At 72.3% G+C, this 17,319-nt stretch carries 19 protein-coding genes; 10 read left to right on the plus strand and 9 right to left on the minus strand.

Translation table 11 applies throughout. The features are described 5' to 3' along the window. Positions 1 to 94: 94 nt before the first annotated feature. From AB0F58_RS10845 to AB0F58_RS10855, 3 genes are read left to right on the plus strand one after another with little or no spacing between them, the layout of a single operon-like run. Positions 95 to 814 carry an ABC-2 family transporter protein gene (locus tag AB0F58_RS10845; protein ID WP_357141122.1) on the plus strand — a complete coding sequence of 240 codons (720 nt, stop codon included), beginning with the start codon at positions 95 to 97 and terminating at the stop codon, positions 812 to 814. Beyond that, positions 807 to 1,622 (plus strand): ABC-2 family transporter protein, encoded by an 816-nt coding sequence (locus tag AB0F58_RS10850; RefSeq protein ID WP_357141125.1) that lies wholly within the window; start codon positions 807 to 809, stop codon positions 1,620 to 1,622. The genes AB0F58_RS10845 and AB0F58_RS10850 overlap by 8 nt, the downstream gene beginning before the upstream one ends. Beyond that, a complete protein-coding gene (locus tag AB0F58_RS10855) occupies positions 1,619 to 2,590 on the plus strand; it encodes an ATP-binding cassette domain-containing protein (protein ID WP_357141128.1) in 972 nt (323 codons plus the stop codon). Before AB0F58_RS10850 ends, AB0F58_RS10855 begins: the two co-directional genes overlap by 4 nt. Before the next feature lie 64 nt (positions 2,591 to 2,654). Here the strand turns inward: AB0F58_RS10855 and AB0F58_RS10860 are convergent, their stop codons facing one another. The 3 genes from AB0F58_RS10860 to nadA form a co-directional block, all read right to left on the minus strand. Beyond that, positions 2,655 to 3,293, minus strand: coding sequence for a DUF3043 domain-containing protein (locus AB0F58_RS10860; protein ID WP_357141132.1), 639 nt, complete (start codon positions 3,291 to 3,293; stop codon positions 2,655 to 2,657). A 140-nt stretch (positions 3,294 to 3,433) separates the two neighbouring features. After that, positions 3,434 to 4,795: a UDP-N-acetylglucosamine 1-carboxyvinyltransferase gene (murA, locus tag AB0F58_RS10865; RefSeq protein WP_357141135.1), complete on the minus strand. Its 1,362-nt coding sequence runs from the start codon at positions 4,793 to 4,795 to the stop codon at positions 3,434 to 3,436. 211 nt (positions 4,796 to 5,006) lie between these two features. After that, the gene (gene nadA / locus AB0F58_RS10870) at positions 5,007 to 6,182 is read right to left on the minus strand and encodes a quinolinate synthase NadA (protein WP_357141138.1); all 1,176 of its coding nucleotides are present in this window, start codon (positions 6,180 to 6,182) and stop codon (positions 5,007 to 5,009) included. Positions 6,183 to 6,225: 43 nt separating this feature from the next. Between nadA and AB0F58_RS10875 the strand changes: the two genes are divergently transcribed. From AB0F58_RS10875 to AB0F58_RS10885, 3 genes are all read left to right on the plus strand, one after another. After that, positions 6,226 to 7,386 carry a glycerate kinase gene (locus AB0F58_RS10875; RefSeq protein WP_357141141.1) on the plus strand — a complete coding sequence of 387 codons (1,161 nt, stop codon included), beginning with the start codon at positions 6,226 to 6,228 and terminating at the stop codon, positions 7,384 to 7,386. A 163-nt stretch (positions 7,387 to 7,549) separates the two neighbouring features. Beyond that, complete coding sequence (erpA, locus tag AB0F58_RS10880; RefSeq protein WP_357141144.1) at positions 7,550 to 7,918, plus strand: iron-sulfur cluster insertion protein ErpA; 369 nt, start codon at positions 7,550 to 7,552, stop codon at positions 7,916 to 7,918. A 257-nt stretch (positions 7,919 to 8,175) separates the two neighbouring features. After that, complete coding sequence (locus AB0F58_RS10885; RefSeq protein ID WP_357141147.1) at positions 8,176 to 9,153, plus strand: carbohydrate kinase family protein; 978 nt, start codon at positions 8,176 to 8,178, stop codon at positions 9,151 to 9,153. A 201-nt stretch (positions 9,154 to 9,354) separates the two neighbouring features. Here AB0F58_RS10885 and AB0F58_RS10890 read toward each other — a convergent pair whose 3' ends face one another. Together AB0F58_RS10890 and AB0F58_RS10895 are read right to left on the minus strand one after the other, a co-directional pair. Then, positions 9,355 to 9,561 carry a sulfurtransferase TusA family protein gene (locus tag AB0F58_RS10890; protein WP_357141819.1) on the minus strand — a complete coding sequence of 69 codons (207 nt, stop codon included), beginning with the start codon at positions 9,559 to 9,561 and terminating at the stop codon, positions 9,355 to 9,357. Positions 9,562 to 9,644: 83 nt separating this feature from the next. Beyond that, a complete protein-coding gene (locus AB0F58_RS10895) occupies positions 9,645 to 10,796 on the minus strand; it encodes an aminotransferase class V-fold PLP-dependent enzyme (protein ID WP_357141149.1) in 1,152 nt (383 codons plus the stop codon). A 195-nt stretch (positions 10,797 to 10,991) separates the two neighbouring features. Here AB0F58_RS10895 and coxB point away from each other — a divergent pair, with 195 nt between their 5' ends. Both coxB and AB0F58_RS10905 read left to right on the plus strand, forming a co-directional pair. Then, positions 10,992 to 11,966 (plus strand): cytochrome c oxidase subunit II, encoded by a 975-nt coding sequence (gene coxB, locus AB0F58_RS10900; RefSeq protein ID WP_357141152.1) that lies wholly within the window; start codon positions 10,992 to 10,994, stop codon positions 11,964 to 11,966. A gap of 10 nt (positions 11,967 to 11,976) precedes the next feature. After that, a complete protein-coding gene (locus AB0F58_RS10905; RefSeq protein WP_357141155.1) occupies positions 11,977 to 12,402 on the plus strand; it encodes a cytochrome c oxidase subunit 4 in 426 nt (141 codons plus the stop codon). A gap of 140 nt (positions 12,403 to 12,542) precedes the next feature. Here AB0F58_RS10905 and AB0F58_RS10910 read toward each other — a convergent pair whose 3' ends face one another. From AB0F58_RS10910 to AB0F58_RS10925, 4 genes are all read right to left on the minus strand, one after another. Then, positions 12,543 to 12,752 (minus strand): hypothetical protein, encoded by a 210-nt coding sequence (locus AB0F58_RS10910; RefSeq protein WP_357141159.1) that lies wholly within the window; start codon positions 12,750 to 12,752, stop codon positions 12,543 to 12,545. A 301-nt stretch (positions 12,753 to 13,053) separates the two neighbouring features. Beyond that, on the minus strand, positions 13,054 to 14,100 hold the full coding sequence (gene trpD, locus AB0F58_RS10915) for an anthranilate phosphoribosyltransferase (protein ID WP_357141166.1): 1,047 nt from the start codon (positions 14,098 to 14,100) through the stop codon (positions 13,054 to 13,056). Between the two features lie 118 nt (positions 14,101 to 14,218). Continuing rightward, the gene (locus AB0F58_RS10920) at positions 14,219 to 14,626 is read right to left on the minus strand and encodes a hypothetical protein (protein WP_357141169.1); all 408 of its coding nucleotides are present in this window, start codon (positions 14,624 to 14,626) and stop codon (positions 14,219 to 14,221) included. A gap of 97 nt (positions 14,627 to 14,723) precedes the next feature. Then, on the minus strand, positions 14,724 to 15,653 hold the full coding sequence (locus AB0F58_RS10925; protein ID WP_357141822.1) for a cytochrome c oxidase assembly protein: 930 nt from the start codon (positions 15,651 to 15,653) through the stop codon (positions 14,724 to 14,726). Positions 15,654 to 15,782: 129 nt separating this feature from the next. Here AB0F58_RS10925 and AB0F58_RS10930 point away from each other — a divergent pair, with 129 nt between their 5' ends. Both AB0F58_RS10930 and AB0F58_RS10935 read left to right on the plus strand, forming a co-directional pair. Beyond that, positions 15,783 to 16,382, plus strand: coding sequence for a heme-copper oxidase subunit III (locus AB0F58_RS10930; protein WP_357141172.1), 600 nt, complete (start codon positions 15,783 to 15,785; stop codon positions 16,380 to 16,382). Positions 16,383 to 16,442: 60 nt separating this feature from the next. Beyond that, the gene (locus AB0F58_RS10935; protein ID WP_357141175.1) at positions 16,443 to 17,279 is read left to right on the plus strand and encodes a cytochrome c; all 837 of its coding nucleotides are present in this window, start codon (positions 16,443 to 16,445) and stop codon (positions 17,277 to 17,279) included. The last annotated feature ends 40 nt before the right edge of the window (positions 17,280 to 17,319 follow it).

Genomic DNA, 17,319 nt, shown 5'->3' on the forward strand with positions numbered 1-17,319 from the left:
CTCAAACGTTATCCTAAGGTTTCGGACATTTGCTGCGATAGCCGGATCGGGCTTTCGTCGCCACGCCACGTATCGGCAGGCCGCGGTGGCCGGGGTGGTCACCAACACCGTCTTCGGATTCCTCCGGTGCTACCTGCTGCTCGCCGTGGCCCGCGAGGCCGGCTCGGTCGCCGGCTACGACCCGGCCCGGCTCGCCACCTACGTCTGGATGGGGCAGGGGCTGCTCGCCGTCGTCCTGCTCTGGGGCTGGACCGAGCTGGCCGACCGGATCCGCACCGGCGACGTGGTCAGCGACCTGCTCCGGCCGGTCGACCCGGTGACCAGTCACCTCGCCACCGACCTGGGCCGTGCCGGGTACGCGGTGCTGGCCCGCCTGCTGCCGCCGGTGCTGGTCGGCCCGCTCTTCTTCGAGGTCTACCTGCCGGCCCGCTGGTCCACCGCGCTGCTGTTCCCGCTGTCGGTGCTGCTGGCGGTGGTGGCCAGCTTCGGCTGCCGGTACCTGGTCAACGCCACCGCCTACTGGCTGCACGACATCCGCGGTTCGATGATCCTCTGGACGCTCGCCTCGGGCCTGCTGGCCGGGCTCTACTTCCCGCTGCGCTTCCTGCCCGAGGGGTTCTACCAGACGCTGTGGATCGTCACCCCGTTCCCGAGTCTCTTCCAGGCCCCGCTCGACGTGCTGGTCGAGGTCGATCCGCCGCTCATCTCGTTCGGCCTGGTCGGGGTGCAGGTGGTCTGGACGGTGCTGATCCTGGTGGCCTGCCGGCTGGTGCAGCGTCGGGCCGAGCGTCGGCTGGTGGTGCAGGGTGGCTGACCCGGCCGGCACGACGCTTCGCGCGTACCGGGCGCTGCTCGGCGCGCAGGCAAGGTCGCAGACCGCGTACCGGGTGTCGTTCACCGTGGACCTGGTCGGCAACGTCGGGGCCACCGTCTTCGACGTGCTCACCGTCTTCGTCCTCTTCGGCGTGACCCGGGAACTGGGCGGCTTCACCCTGCGCGAGACGTTCGTGATGGTCGCCCTCTCCGCCTGCTCGTTCGCCACCGCCGACCTGCTGGTCGGCAACATCGAACGGCTGACCCGGTACGTGCGTACCGGCCTGTTCGACACGGTGCTGCTGCGCCCGCTCGGCGCGCTCCCGCAACTGCTGCTGATGGACCTGCCGCTGCGCAAGGTCTCCCGGGTGGTCTTCGGGCTGGCCGTGCTGGTGGTGGCGGTCGGCACGGCCGGGATCGAGTGGACCCCGGCCCGGGTGGCGCTGGTGGTCGTCGCCCCACTGGCCGGAGCGGTCTTCTTCGGGTCGGTCTTCGTGGCCACCGCGACGGTCGCGTTCTACTGGGTCGAGTCGGGGGAACTGGCCAACTCGGTCACCTACGGTGGCCGGGACTTCACCTCGTACCCGATCACGGTCTTCGACGGCTGGTTCCGTGCCGTCTTCGCGTACGGTCTCGGCTTCGCCTTCGTCAGCTACCACCCGGCGCTGGCGCTGCTCGGCCGGGACGACCCGCTCGGCCTGCCGGGCTGGGTGGGCTGGGCCGCGCCGGGTATCGCGGTGGTGGCCGCCGCGATCGCCGGCACGGCCTGGCGGATCGGCGTCCGACACTACCGGAGTACGGGGTCATGAGCACGACCGTGATCGAGGCACACGCGCTGCGCAAGGAGTTCACCGTGCGGGTCCGCGCCGGACGGCTGCGCCGGCAGAAGCGGACCGTCACCGCCGTCGACGGCGTCGACCTGCGGGTGGAACAGGGCGAGATGCTCGGCTACATCGGCCCGAACGGGGCCGGCAAGTCGACCACGCTGAAGATGCTCACCGGCGTGCTCACCCCCACCGCCGGTGAGGTGCGGGTCTGTGGTCTGCCACCGGTCGCCCGGCGGACCCGGCTCGCCCTGCGCATCGGCGTGGTCTTCGGGCAGCGCTCCCAGCTCTGGTGGGACCTGCCGCTGCGCGACTCGTTCGACCTGCTGCGGCACGTCTACCGGGTGCCGGCCGCCGCGCACGCCGCGCGGCTGCGCCGCTGCCGGGACCTGCTCGACCTGGACGCCTTCCTGGACGTCCCGGTCCGTCAGCTCTCCCTCGGCCAGCGGATGCGCGGGGAGCTGACCGCCGCCCTGCTGCACGGCCCGCAGGTGCTCTTTCTCGACGAGCCGACCATCGGGCTGGACGTGGTCAGCCGGCAGGCGGTCCGGGGTTTCCTCGCCGAGCTGGGCCGCGCCGGGGACACCACACTGGTGCTGACCACGCACGACCTGGCCGACATCGAGCGGCTCTGCCGCCGGCTGGTGGTGATCGACCACGGTCGGGTGGTGCACGACGGCTCGATCGCCGCCCTGCACAGCCGGTACGGATCCCGCCGGATGATCGTGGCCGAGCTGGACGTGGCCCTGCCCGAGCCGCCGACGCTGCCCGGCGCGCCGTTGCAGCGGGTGGAGGCGGACGGGCACCGGCTGGTCTACGCGCTGGAGTCGGCCGGCGCGGCCGAGGTGGTCGCCGGCCTGGCCGGGCTGGCCACCCTCCGCGACATCTCGATCGTCGAACCGGACATCGAGGACGTGGTCGCCCGCCTCTACCGCACCCCCCGCCCCGGCTGAGCGCAGCGCCGTACGGGCGCACCGGGTGGTGTGCGGTCGGTGTCAGGGGGCCCCGACCACCAACTCAGATCGGGTCGCCCAGGTTCACCCGGGGGCCGGGGGCACGCATCTTGCGGAAGGTGATCGAGCGCATGATGGCGTAGAGGTAGAGCGAGCCCATCCGCTGTCCGGTGGTGGGGAAGCGCTCACGGACCAGCTTCTTGATCTTGCGGCTGATCAGGATCGAGTCGATCACCACACCGATCGCCAGCGCCGCCCAGAGCACGTTCGACACCAGGCGCACGGTCGGCGGCATCGCCGCCGACGAGCCGATCAGCACGACCAGCGCGCCGCCGAAGAACCAGGTGCCGACGGTACGCCGCGAGTCGACGACGTTGCGGGCCAGCAGCCGTTCCGGCCCCCGGTCACGGGGGCCGCCCTCGCGACGGAACTCCTCCGCCGCCTCGGCCCGCAGCCGGCGACGCCGCTCCTTGGCCTCTTCCTTGCTCAACGGCTTGGAGGCCGCGGCGACCCGGCGGTTGGCCGTGGGGCGCTTCGGGGTTTCCCGACCCTTGGCGGGCGTGTAGCCGCGCGGGCGGGCGGAATCGGACGTCTCGTCCGCCGTCACCTCGGTGACGGCGTCGTCGACGACGGCGGTGGACTTGCGGCGAAACAGCGAGGGCACGTGGTGAAGGGTAGCCAACCGTCGGCGGCCGGTGCACATCACGGTGCACCGGCGCCCACGGGGGGGCGGCAGCTTACGCCCTCGGGGGCGGTTCACCCGACCCGTACGCCCGGAAGACGACGGGGCGCGGCAACGGCATCGGGCCCGCCGCCCGCCCCGGCGGTTCGGTGCGGCGTCGGCTACGCCGTCGGACGCTCGACGTGCGCGCCGAGGTCGGCGAGCTTCGCCTCGAAGTCCTCGTAGCCCCGGTTGATCAGGTCGACGCCGTAGACCCGGGAGGTGCCCTCGGCGGCGAGCGCCGCGATCAGGTGGCTGAACCCGGCGCGCAGGTCCGGGATGACCAGGTCGGCGGCGTGCAGCTTGCTCGGGCCGGCGATCACCGCGGAGTGCTTGAAGTTGCGTCGGCCGAAGCGGCACGGGGTGCCGCCCAGGCAGTCCCGGTAGACCTGGATGTTCGCGCCCATCGAGTTGAGCGCCTCGGTGTAGCCGAGCCGCTGCTCGTAGACCGTCTCGTGGACGATCGACAGGCCCCGGGCCTGGGTCAGCGCGACCACCAGCGGCTGCTGCCAGTCGGTCATGAAGCCGGGGTGCACGTCGGTCTCCAGCGCGGTGGCGTGCAGCTCGCCGCCCGGGTGCCAGAACCGGATGCCGCCCTCCTGGCCCAGGTCGCCCAACCGGGGCGGACGGGTGTCGGTGACCTCGTACTCGCCGCCGACCGAGCGGAAGACGTTCAGGAAGGTCATCATGTCGGCCTGCTGCGCGCCGAGCACCTCGACGTGCCCCCGGGTGGCCAGTGCCGCCGCCGCCCAGCTCGCCGCCTCGATCCGGTCCGGGATCGGCCGGTGGGTGTAGCCGTGCAGCTTCGGCACGCCCTGGATCTCGATCACCCGGTCGGTGTGCACCTTGATGATCGCGCCCATCTTCTGGAGCACGCAGATCAGGTCGATGATCTCCGGCTCCACCGCCGCGTTGCGCAGCTCGGTGACCCCCTCGGCCATCACCGCGGTCAGCAGCACCTGCTCGGTCGCGCCCACGCTCGGGTACGGCAGCGCGAACTTGGTGCCGTGCAGGCCGTTCGGCGCGGACAGGTGCAGCCCCTCCGGGGTCTTCTCGACCGTCGCGCCGAACTCGCGCAGCGCCTGGAGGTGGAAGTCGATCGGGCGGGGGCCGATGTGGCAGCCGCCCAGGTCGGGAATGAACGCGTGACCGAGGCGGTGCAGCAGCGGACCGCAGAACAGGATCGGGATCCGGCTCGAACCGGCGTGCACGTTGATCTGGTCGGTGCTGGCACTCTCCACGTTCGCCGGGTCGAAGACCAGCTCGCCATCCTCCTGGCCGTCGCTGACCTTCACGCCGTGCAGGCCGAGCAGGCCCCGCACCACCTCGACGTCCCGGATCTTCGGTACGTCGAAGAGCCGGCTCGGGCTGTCGCCGAGCAGGGCGGCGACCATCGCCTTGGAGACCAGGTTCTTCGCGCCGCGCACGCGGATCCGCCCTTCGAGCGGAGTCCCTCCGTGTACGACCAGGACGTCGTTGGTCAACGCAACCTCCAGCGCGTCGGTGCTGCCGTGTGGGGTGATTGAGGGGCCGGCGACTCGTCGCTACCCGGACTGCGGCCGGTGGTAAACGGCTCGCTCAGTCGTCGCTCGGGCAGCATAGCCCTCGGTGACGAGAATGACTCGGGCAGACCGCATCGGATGCCGTGAAACGGTGAGGGGGGTACGTAACCGCACCCCACGTCACCGGCGGTCGTCAGGCCCCGGGCAGGGCCAGCATCTGGTCCAGGGCGACCCGGGCGTGGTGCGCGGTGTCCCGGTCGACGGTGATCTGGTTGACCACCCGGCCGGCGACCAGCTCTTCCAGCGCCCACACCAGGTGCGGCAGGTCGATCCGGTTCATCGTCGAGCAGTAGCAGACCGCCTTGTCGAGGAACATGACCTGCTTGTCCGGGTGGGCCAGGGCGAGCCGGCGGACCAGGTTCAGCTCGGTGCCGACCGCCCAGGCCGAGCCGGCCGGGGCCGCCTCGATGGCCTTGATGATGTACTCGGTGGAGCCGACGAAGTCGGCGGCGGTGACCACCTCGTGCCGGCACTCCGGGTGCACCAGCACGTTGACCCCCGGCACCCGCCGGCGTACGTCGTCGACGCTGTCCAGGGTGAACCGGCCGTGCACCGAGCAGTGCCCCCGCCACAGGATCATCCGCGCGTCACGCAGCTGCTCCGGGGTGAGCCCGCCGTTCGGGCGGTGCGGGTCGTAGAGCACGCAGTCGTCCAGCGAGAAGCCCATCTCCAGCACGGCGGTGTTCCGGCCGAGGTGCTGGTCGGGCAGGAAGAACACCTTCGAGCCCTGCTCGTACGCCCAGTCCAGGGCCCGCTTGGCGTTCGACGAGGTGCAGACCACCCCGCCGTTGCGGCCGACGAAGCCCTTGATGTCGGCCGAGGAGTTCATGTACGTCACCGGGACGGTGTCCGCGGCGATCCCCAGCTCGGTCAGCACGTCCCAGGCCGTCTCCACCTGCGAGAGCACCGCCATGTCCGCCATCGAGCAACCGGCGGCCAGGTCGGGCAGGACCACCTTCTGGGTGTCCGTGGTGAGGATGTCGGCGCTCTCCGCCATGAAGTGCACACCGCAGAAGACGATGTACTCGGCGTCCGGACGGGCCGCCGCCTCCCGGGCCAGCTTGAACGAGTCGCCGGTCACGTCGGCGAACTGGATCACCTCGTCACGCTGGTAGTGGTGGCCCAGCACGAAGACCTTGTCGCCCAACGCCGCCTTGGCCGCCGCCGCGCGGGCCACCAGATCGGGGTCGCTCGGCGCGGGCAGGTCACCCGGACACTCCACGCCACGCTCGGTGGCGGGGTCACTGCCCCGGCCGAGCAGGAGCAGCGCCGTCGCGGTGTTGGAGGGTTCCACCCAGGTCGAAGTCACGAACCCATGGTCCCACAGCGTGGCCACGGCGCAGCCTTCCCGGATGTGGGCTGCCACACTGCTGGGCATGCGTGTGCTGCTCTGTCCGGACAAGTTCGCCGGCACCCTGCCGGCTCAGGAGGTCGCCCAGGCGGTGGCCACCGGCTGGCGTGAGGTCGCCCATGGTGACGAACTCCTCATCCGACCCCTCGCCGACGGTGGGCCCGGTTTCGTCGCGGTCCTCGCCGACGCGCTCGGCGGCCGGCGGGTGCCGGTGCCGACGGTCGACCCGCTGGGCCGCCCGACGACCGGGGAGTTCCTGCTCACCGAGGACGGGACCGCGTACCTGGAGAGTGCCCAGGCCTGCGGGCTGCACCTGCTCGGCGCCGACGAGCGGGACCCGAAGACCACCACCTCGTACGGGCTGGGACTGCTCGTCACCGCCGCCGTGGAGCACGGCGCGCGGACGGTGGTGATCGGGCTGGGCGGCTCCGGCACCAACGACGCCGGCGCCGGCATGTTCGCCGCGCTCGGGGCGACCCCGCTCGACGACGCGGGCCGGGCGCTGCCGTACGGCGGAGCGGCGCTGGCCGCCGTCGCCACCCTGGACGGGACGCCCCGCCTGCGCGACGCCACCCTGGTCGCCGCCACGGACGTGGACAATCCGCTGCTCGGGCTGCACGGGGCGAGCAACGTCTACGGCCCGCAGAAGGGGGCCAGCCGACAGGACGTGCTGCTGCTCGACGCGGCGTTGGAACGGTTCGCCGGCGTACTGGAGAAGGACCTGCCGGGCTGCCCGGCCGGGCTCGGCGCGCTGCCCGGCGGCGGTGCGGCCGGTGGGCTCGGCGCGGCGGTGCTCGCCCTCGGCGGCCGGTGCGAGTCCGGCATCGGGCTGGTGACCCGGGCGATCGGCCTGGAGAACGCGTTGGACGCGGTGGATCTGGTGATCACCGGGGAGGGCTCCTTCGACCACCAGTCGCTGCGCGGCAAGGTGGTCGCCGGGGTGGCCGGCGCGGCCCGGGACCGGGGGGTGCCCTGCGTGGTGGTGGCCGGCCGGGTCAGCACCGGCCGGCGGGAGGCCGCCTCGGCCGGGGTGACCGACGCGTACAGCCTCGTGGAACACTTCGGTGGCGAGGAACACGGTGGGGTGGAGGCGGCGATGAGCCGCCCGGCGGAGGGCCTGCGGGCGCTGGGTGCCCGGCTGGCCGGGCAGTGGAGCCGGTGACGGTCGCGGGTTCATCCGCTGGTGGAGCCGCCGACCCACCGCCGACCGGGCCGCCCCGGCCCGGAGCGGCCTACAATCAGACCTGGACCACAGTGGGAATCACTGGACCGGCGAGCACGTTGGCCAGGAGAGACCACACCGACGCGCGCAGGGAGAATTCCACGTGACCACGCCAGCGCAGACCGACCCGACCGAGGCCAAGGCCCCCACGACCGTCGTCCTCACCGAGGTCGCGGCGCAGAAGGTCAAGGCCCTGATCGAGCAGGAGGGCCGCCAAGACCTGCGGCTCCGGGTCGCGGTGCAGCCGGGCGGCTGCTCCGGCCTGCGGTACCAGCTCTTCTTCGACGAGCGTTCCCTCGACGGGGACATCGTCAGCGACTTCGGTGGCGTCGAGGTCGTCGTCGACCGGATGAGCGCCCCCTACCTGACCGGCGCCACGATCGACTTCGCCGACCGGATCGACGCTCAGGGCTTCACCATCGACAACCCGAACGCGGGCAGTTCCTGCGCCTGCGGCGACTCGTTCAGCTGAGTCGCCCACCCCGGGCCTGACGGCGGGGCCGCCCCCGAACGGGGGCGGCCCCGCCGTTTTCGTGCCCTCCGTCACCGCTGGGGCTGCCCGGTCCCGGTGGTGGCAGGGGGGGCGCTCGTGGTGCGAAAAGCGGCCCTGCGGCCACCCCGTGCCCTCAAGCGCCGCTCGAAGGGCCATGTCCCGATCGGCGGGCCGATGGGAAGATGGCCGGGCCGGTAGGCTGACCGGCGCTCTGCTCCCCGACCGCGAGGGTTGACATGAAGATCGCCGTGACCGGCTCGATCGCGACCGACCACCTGATGAGCTTCCCCGGCCGGTTCGCCGACCAGCTCATCGCCGACCAGCTGGACAAGGTCTCGCTGTCCTTCCTCATCGACGACCTCATCGTCCGGCGGGGCGGCGTGGCCGCCAACATCGCCTTCGGGATGGCCCAGCTCGGGTTGACCCCGGTGCTGGTCGGCGCGGTCGGCGCCGACTTCGCCGACTACCGGTCCTGGCTGGAGCGGCACGGGGTCGACTGCGACTCGGTGCACGTCAGCGAGGTGGCGCACACCGCGCGGTTCGTCTGCACCACCGACACCGACATGTGCCAGATCGCCTCCTTCTACGCCGGGGCGATGAGCGAGGCCCGCAACATCGAGCTGGCCCCGGTCGCGCAGCGGGTCGGTCGCCTCGACCTGGTCCTGGTCGGCGCCAACGACCCCGAGGCGATGCTGCGGCACTCGGCCGAGTGCCGGGAGCGCGGTTACCACTTCGCCGCCGACCCGTCCCAGCAGCTCGCCCGGATGGAGGGCAGCGACGTCGCCGGCCTGATCGACGGCGCCACCTACCTGCTCACCAACGAGTACGAGAAGTCGCTGCTCCAGAGCAAGGCCGGCCTGACCGACGCCCAGCTGCTCGACCGGGTGACCATCCGGGTCACCACCCTCGGCAAGGACGGCGTGGAGATCGAGGGGCGGGACATCCCGCGCATCCACGTGCCGGCGGTCCGGGACGTCCGCGAGATCGACCCGACCGGCGTCGGCGACGGCTTCCGCGGCGGCTTCTTCGCCGGTCTCTCCTGGGGTCTGAGCCTGGAGCAGGCCGCCCAGGTCGGCTGCCTCTCCGCCGCGATGGTGCTGGAGAACCACGGCGGGCAGGAATACCAGATCCACCGGGACGCCTTCGTCAAGCGGCTCGCCGAGGCGTACGGCGACGCCGTCGCCGACGAGGTCCGTCCGCACCTGCTCGGCTGAGCACCTCCGTGCAGCGTCCGGGCAGCCGCCGACACACGACGGCTGCCCGGATCGTTCGGCGTCGAATCCGGGGCGGACGGCGTCCAGCCGGTGGAGCGGCCTCAGGGCGGGCGGGGACGACCCGGGGCCCACGACCGCGCCGGGCAGCCGCGAGCCGGGAAGTAGCGGCGGGGCGCTGGCCGAAGGCCGGTGGGCAGGGGATCAGCGGGTGCGGCGGACGTCGTAACCGGGGCCGTCGACGGCGGTCAGGAACTCCTGCCCGCGCATCCGGCACCAGGCCGGGATGTCCACCGCCGCGGCCGGGTCGTCGGCGAGCACCCGCAGCACCGCGCCCACCGGGAGGTCCGGCAGCCGGCGGGCGAGCGCGATGACCGGCAGCGGGCAGCGCTGCCCGAGACAGTCCAGCACCTCGTCCGGTCCGGCGCTCGTGTCCCGTCGCGGTCCGGCGCTCGTGACGCGTCGCGGGTCGGCCCCGGTGGGCTGGGCGGCGTTCACAGCCCCACCACCCCGGCTTCGGCCCGCAGGTCGGCGACGATTCCCGGCAGTTCGGCCAGGAAGCGCTCGACGTCCGCCTCGGTGCTCTCCCGGTGCAGGCTGACCCGGACGTTGCCGTGCGAGAGCACCCCCATCGCCTCCAGCACGTGTGAGGGCCGCAGCGTCGAGGCGGTGCACGACGACCCGGAGGACACCGCGAAACCCCGCCGGTCCAGGGCGTGCAGGAGCGCCTCGCCGTCGACGTAGAGGCAGGAGAAGGTCACCAGGTGGGGGAGGCGGTCCACCGGGTCGCCCACCACCTCGACGTCCGGCACCTCGGCCGCGACCCGGGCCCGGATCCGCTCCACCAGCGGCGTGAGCCGGGCCGCCTCGGCCGCCGCGTCGGCCGCCGCCGCGCGCAGGCTGGCCGCCGCCGCGACCACCGCCGGCAGGTTCAGCGAGCCCGGGGTACGCCCCGACTCCCGTTCGTCGGCGGGCCAGGGCGACTCCCAGCGGGTGCCCTTGCGGACCACCAGCAGCCCCACGCCGGACGGGCCGCCCCACTTGTGCGCGCTGGCGGTCAGCACCGACCAGCCGGCCGGCACCGGTACCCGGCCGACCATCTGGGCCGCGTCGACGTGCAGTGGCACGCCCACTCCGGCGCAGGCGGCGGCGGCCTCGACGACGGGTTGCACGGTGCCCACCTCGTGACTGGCCGCGATCAGGCTGGCCCAGGCCACCCCCGGCATCCGGACCGCCGCCGTCCACCCGTCGAGGTCGAGCCGGCCGCTGCGGTCGACCGGCACGGACACCGCCCGGCCGCCGTCGGCGACGTGTCGTTCGGCGGCGTGCAGGACGGCGGAGTGCTCGATCGCCGAGTGGACCAGCACCGGACCGACCCGCCGCCGGGCGGCCAGCCCACCCAGCACCGCGCCGTGCGCCGCCGTGGTGCCGTTGGCGGTGAAGGAGAGTTCGTCGGGGCGTACCCCGAGGGTCTCGGCGGCGGCGGCCCGCGCCGCGTCGAGGAGTTGGCGGGCCCGACGGGCCTGTGTGTAGAGCCGACCGGGGTCGGCCCAGCCGTCTTCCAGGGCGACGGTCAGCGCCTGCCGGGCCACCGGGTGCAACGGGGTGACGGTGGCCGCGTCCAGGTAGACCGGGGGAGCGCTCACGGGTGCCAACGTAGCGCGCGGGGGGTGTTCGTGATCCCCCGACCGGGGCGGACACGCGACCCCAGGGCGTTCCGTTCCGTCATGGTCGAGTAATCTGCGACCGTCGGTGACGCCTTTGCCGCCGGTGCTGTCAACCGCCGGCCGGGCCGGCGGAACCGGGGCAGACACCGCGGCGCGCTAGGGAGGCAGGACCAGGTGGTCGCAAGGAGTTCGGAGGTACGGCCGACGGCCGTACGGCACAGCGCTTCCCCGAAGGCCGGTGGGCGTCGGGGACGGGGTGCCGGGCGGCTCGCCGGTCTCGGTCTCGGCGCAGGGGCGGCTCTGGTCCTGCTGACGGGATGTGACGTCGGTGCGGCGTTCGACGGTTTCGGCTGGCCGCAGGGCGGCATCTCGGCCGAGTCCCGGCGGATGTACGACCTCTGGATCGCGTCCTGCATCGCGGCGCTCGCGGTCGGGGTCTTCGTCTGGGGCCTGATCTTCTGGTGCATCATCCGGTACCGCAAGCGCGGCAACGAGCTGCCCGTGCAGACCCGCTTCAACATGCCGATGGAGTTCCTCTACACCATCGCGCCGATCCTCATCGTCTCGGTGCTCTTCTACTACACCGCGGTCGTCCAGACCGACGTGGAGAAGCGCACGCCGAACCCGGACGTGGTCGTCGAGATCGTCGCGTTCAAGTGGAACTGGCAGTTCAACTACCGGGACGGCCTGGGCAAGGACGCGAACACCGTCGCCTCGGTCCTGGGCACCAGCGAGGTCATCCCGGTCCTGGTGCTGCCGACCAACCGGTCCATCCGGTTCGAGGAGACCAGCAAGGACGTCATCCACTCCTTCTGGGTGCCGGAGCTGCTCTTCAAGCGGGACGTCTTCCCCGGCAAGATCCGCAACGAGTTCGAGATCTCCGAGCTGGTGACCGAGGGCGCCTACGTGGGCCGCTGCGCCGAGCTGTGCGGCAGTTACCACGCCTTCATGAACTTCGAGCTGCGGGTCGTGTCGCCGGAGGAGTACGAGCAGTTCCTCGCCGCCAAGCGGGGCGGCCGGTCGACCCAGGAGGCGCTCCAGTCCATCGGCGAGGACCCGTACGCGACGACCACCCGGCCGTTCGAGACCCGGCGCACCGAGAGCAACTTCAACAACGCTGCCGGCACGCCGGCCGGCGCCGGACGCTGAGGGGGCGGGCATGAGGACCGAATGGAAGATCTTCTCCATCATCGCGGCGTTCCTGCTCGCCGTCAGCGTCCTCTACGGCGCCTGGACGGCCGGTGAGTCCGGTCAGGTCGAGTGGGTCGGTACCGTCGCCCTGCTGCTCTCGTTCGCGCTCTGCGCGATGTGCGGCGGCTTCTTCTGGTTCGTCGCCCGCCGGATCGACCTGCGTCCGGAGGACCGCGCCGACGGCGAGATCATCGACGGCGCCGGTGAGGTCGGCTTCTTCAGCCCCGGCAGCTACTGGCCGTTCGGGCTGGCGCTCTCCGCCGCCATCACCGGCTTCGGCCTGGTGCTCTGGCAGTACTGGCTGATCGGGCTGGGCATGGTGGCGGTCGTCCTGACCGCCTCGGGCCTGCTCTTCGAGTACTACACCGGTACCCGGCGCACCGCCGAGCACTGACCGGCGTCCGCCCACCACGACGAAGGCCGTCTCCCGAGCGGGGAGGCGGCCTTCGTCGTGGTGGGCCTTGCGGTGCCGCCGGGACGCTCCTGGCGGGTTCGCGGGTGAAACCGCGTCGACCGGGTCGCGGGTGCGCTCGCTCAGGCGGCCCGACGGTGTGCTTCGCCCGGCGCGGGGCGCCGGTCGGACAGCCGGGCGGGACCGAACCGGAACGTGGCGATCAGGACCGCCGCGCCGCAGGCGGTGCAGACGAACTCGGGGCAGTCCACCCCGTGTCCGTCCCCGCAGGGCGGGACCTCGAACAGTTGGACGCCCTGGCAGCTGTCGCAGTACAGCTCGCGCTCCGACACGGGCGTCTCCTCTCTGTGCGGGCTGCCGGCGGGGCGGGGCCGTCGGTGACCCGGCCCGCAGACGCCGGGCAGCAGGACCGCCTGGCACGGCAGCAGCGAAAACTACTCGGCTGTAGTTTGGCACGCGGGTCCGACAACCCACCGGGAGCCTGGCCGGGAACCCCGCTCGGCACCGGACCGGACTGCCGGCGGAGAGCTGCCGGGAAACCCGTCGGGGGAACTGGCCGGGGCCCGCCTGCTGCCGACCGGGGGCCGGGAGGGGCGGGTGACCGGGGCCCGGGGGAGGGCCGGTCGCCGCCGCTCAGACCGAGCGGGCCACCTCGATCCAGCGGTCGAGGATCCGGGCCGCCGCGCCGGAGTCGATCGACTCGGTGGCCCGGTCCAGCCCGGCCCGGACGGCGGTCAGCAGGTCGCCGTCGAGCGGCCCCTGGGTGGCGAGCGCGGCGGCGGCGTTGACCAGCACCGCGTCGCGTACCGGTCCCCGCTCGCCGGCCAGCAGCCGTCGGACGACATCGGCGTTGTACGCGGCGTCAGCGCCCCGGAGGTCGGCCAGGGTGGACCGGGGTACCCCGAGGTCGGTCGCGTCGAGCAGCGCCTCTCTCACGGTGCCCTGCTGGGCCACCCAGAAGCGGGTGGGGGCGGCGGTGCTGAACTCGTCCAGCCCGTCCTCGCCCCGCATCACCAGGACCGAGTCGCCCCGGGCGGCGAAGACGGCGGCCATCACCGGGGCCATCCGCAGGTCGAAGCAGCCGACCGCGCCGGCCCGCGGCCGGGCCGGGTTGGTCAGCGGCCCGAGGAAGTTGAAGAAGGTGGGTACGCCGATCTCGCGCCGGACGGGGCCGGCGTGCCGCATGCCCGGGTGGAACCGGGCGGCGAAGCAGAAGCCGATGCCGGCCTCGGTGACGCAGCGGGCGACCCCCGCCGGATCGAGGTCCAGCGGGACGCCGAGGAACTCCAGCACGTCGGCGGTGCCGCAGGAGGAGGAGGCGGCCCGGTTGCCGTGCTTGACCACCCGGACCCCGGTCCCGGCCACCACCAGTGCCGCCATGGTGGAGATGTTGACCGTGTGGGCGAGGTCACCGCCCGTGCCGACCACGTCCAGCGCGGTGGCCCGCAGCGGCTCCGGCAGCTCGACCGGGACGGCGTTGCCGAGCATCGCCTCGACCAGGCCGGCCAGCTCGGTCGGCGTCTCGCCCTTGGCCCGCAGCCCCACGGCGAACGCGGCGATCTGGATCGGTGTGGCCGAGCCCGTCATGATCTCGCCCATCGCCCACGCGGTGTCGGCGGTGGGGAGTTCCTCGCCGCGCAGCAGGGCGGCGAGCAGGTGCGGCCAGGTCCGATCGCCCATGGTGGGCCTCCCGAGCAGACGTGGGATGCGGGTGACGGCACCGGTGTCGACGGTGACGGACCGGGCCGGGCGATCGCGGACCCGGGCGGGCCCGGACCGTGGAACGGAGCGTTCCGCCTCAGGCCGCGCGGCCGGCGCCGGCGTGCCGACGCAGCAGCTCGGCGACGGTGGCGCCGGTGGTCACCGGGTCCAGCGGGTGCACCAGGGTGGCGTCGACCTCGGCGTACGCGGCCAGCCAACGGTCGGCGGCACGGGCGATCACCACGCAGGTCGGGGGAGCGTCGGCGCGGTCGTCCTTGACCTGGCGGGCGATGCCGATGCCACCGGCCGGGCTCGCCTCGCCGTCGAGCAGCATCAGGTCGATCTCGTAGTCGTCGACCAGCCGGATGCACTCGTCGTAGCTGGCCGCCTCGGTGAACTCGACGCGCAGGTCGGCGGCGGGACGGGTGCCCACCGCGAGCCGCATCCGGTCGCGCACCTGCGGGTCGTCGCTGTAGAGCAGGACGGTGTAAAGACGATCGCTCATCGCTGGCTTGGCTCCCACGTCGTAGCTGCCCGCTGATCGTACCGGTCGGGCCGGACCGGTCGGCGCCGGTGCCCACGCCCCCGCGCGGTGGCCCGGGTCAGGCCGGGGTGCCGGCGGCGCGGGCCCGGGCCTCCTGGCGGTCCAGGTCGCGGTCGATCCGGCGGGCCTCCCGCTCGGACTGGCGGACCCACTGCACCACGAGCACCGCCAGCATGGTGATGCTGACGAACTCGCCGCCGGCCCACACGATGCCGCCGGCGACGACCTGGTCGTTCCACGGGTCCGACCAGGCGAGGTCGAGCGACGGGTACCAGTCCCCGCCGAACAGCGTGCTGCTCTGCATGATGGTGAGCCCGAGCACGGTGTGGAACGGCACCGACAGCAGCATCAGCAGGGCCCGGCCCGGGTACGGCCAGCGGTTCGGGATCGGGTCGAGGCCGAGCAGCGGCCAGAAGAACACGCAGCCGGTCATGATGAAGTGCGCGTGCACCAGTTCGTGCGCCCAGACGTGTTCCAGGGTGTACCGGTACAGGTCGGTGAAGTAGAGCACGAACGGGTTGACCACGAAGATCGTGAAGGCGACCAACGGGAACGTGTAGATCCGGGCGATCCGGCTGTGCACCACCGCGACCAGCCGCTGGCGCGGGCGCTTGGGCAGGGTGCGCAGCGCGAGGGTGACCGGGGCGCCGAGCGCGAGGAAGATCGGCGCGATCATGGAGAGCACCATGTGCTGCACCATGTGCACCGAGAAGAGCGCGGTGTCGTACGCGTGCAGTCCGCTGACCGTGACCGAGGCGATACCGCCCAGCCCCGGGCCGAGGAAGAACACCGTCCGGGCGACCGGCCACCGGTCGCCGCGCAGCCGCAGCCGGTGCACCCCGTAGAGGTAGAGACCGGCGGCCAGGACCAGGCCGACCGCGAGCCAGGAGTCCAGCTGGGTCTCGGTGAACACCCGGGTGATCTCGAACGGCGGCGGCGGCTCGGCGGCGAGCGCCGGTCCCGCTCCGGCGGCCGGGGTGGCGGTCATGATCGGATCGAGGTACCACACGCTTTTCAGGCTAGGCCAGGCGAACCGGACGCCCTCCGTCGGCCCGCCGGAACGACCGATATGCCACCCCGATGCTCGCCGGGCCTGATCGGGCGCAATAATGACCGCGTGACTGCGGCCCCAGCCATTGACAAGAGCCGGATCCATTCGCTGACCCGACCGAACATGGTCAGTGTCGGCACGATCGTCTGGCTCTCCAGCGAGCTCATGTTCTTCGCGGCGCTGTTCGCGATGTACTTCTCCATCCGCGCGGCGGCGCCGGAGCAGTGGGAGAAGCACACCGAGGTGCTCAACGTCCCGTACGCGACGACCTTCACGCTGATCCTGGTGGCGTCCTCGGTGACCTGCCAGCTCGGTGTGTTCGCCGCGGAGAAGGGCGACGTGCACGCGCTCCGGCGCTGGTTCACGATCACCTTCGTGATGGGCCTGATCTTCGTCCTCGGCCAGCTCAACGAGTACCGCGAGCTGGTCCACCACGGCATCAAGATCAACTCGGACGGGTACGGGTCGATGTTCTACCTGACCACCGGGTTCCACGGCCTGCACGTGACCGGCGGTCTGGTGGCCTTCATCATCTTCATGATCCGCACCACCATGGGCCGGTTCACCCCGGCCCAGGCCACGTCGGCGATCGTCGTGTCGTACTACTGGCACTTCGTCGACGTCGTGTGGATCGGGCTCTACGCCATGATCTACTGGCTTCAGTGATCTTGGCGCCGCGGCGCCGCTCCGTCCCCGAGACAAGGTCCAACCGGTTAAGGACAGGTCATGACTTCTGACAACGACCGCCGACGCGGCCTGCTCGCGCGGCTGCGCCGCCAGCGGTCCGTGGCACCCAGCAGGGGCCGCCGCCGGCTGGGTGCCGCGGTCCGGCTGATCGCCGCGCTCATGCTGGCCGGCGGGGCGTACACCGTCTTCGCCCCGGGTGCGCAGGCACAGGACAACCCGCCGCTCACCGGTGCCGCAGCCGAGGGCAAGGCGCTGTTCGACGTGAGCTGTGTGACCTGCCACGGCCGCAACGCGCAGGGCGTCGAGGGGCGCGGGCCGAGCCTCATCGGCGTCGGCGCGGCCTCGGTCGAGTTCCAGGTCGGCTCGGGCCGGATGCCGATGGCCCGGCAGGAGGTCCAGGCGGAGCGGAAGACCCCGGTCTTCACCGACGAGGAGACCCGCCAGCTCGCCCAGTACATCCAGGAGCTCGGCGGCGGCCCGGAGGTTCCCCAGGGCGACCTGCGCGCGGACGGCAACCTCGCCACCGGTGGTGAGCTGTTCCGGATCAACTGCTCGCAGTGCCACGCCTTCGGCGGCGGCGGCGGGGCGCTCTCCTCCGGCAAGTACGCCCCCAGCCTCCAACCCGCCACCGACCGGCAGATCTACGCCGCGATGCTCAGCGGCCCGCAGAACATGCCGGTGTTCGGCGACAACCAGATCACCCCGGAGCAGAAGGCGGACCTCATCGCCTACATCCAGGAGACCCTGAAGAACGACCAGGACCCCGGCGGGTTCAACCTGGGCCGGTACGGCCCCTCGACCGAGGGACTGGCCATCTTCCTGGTCGGCATCGTCGCGCTGGTCTTCGCTAGCCTGTGGATTGCGGGCAAGTCGTGACCGAGCGAATCATTCGATTCAGCGCCGTGGTGCCCACGCT

The sequence above is a fragment of the Micromonospora sp. NPDC023956 genome, from assembly GCF_040639195.1.
GTDB lineage: Bacteria > Actinomycetota > Actinomycetes > Mycobacteriales > Micromonosporaceae > Micromonospora.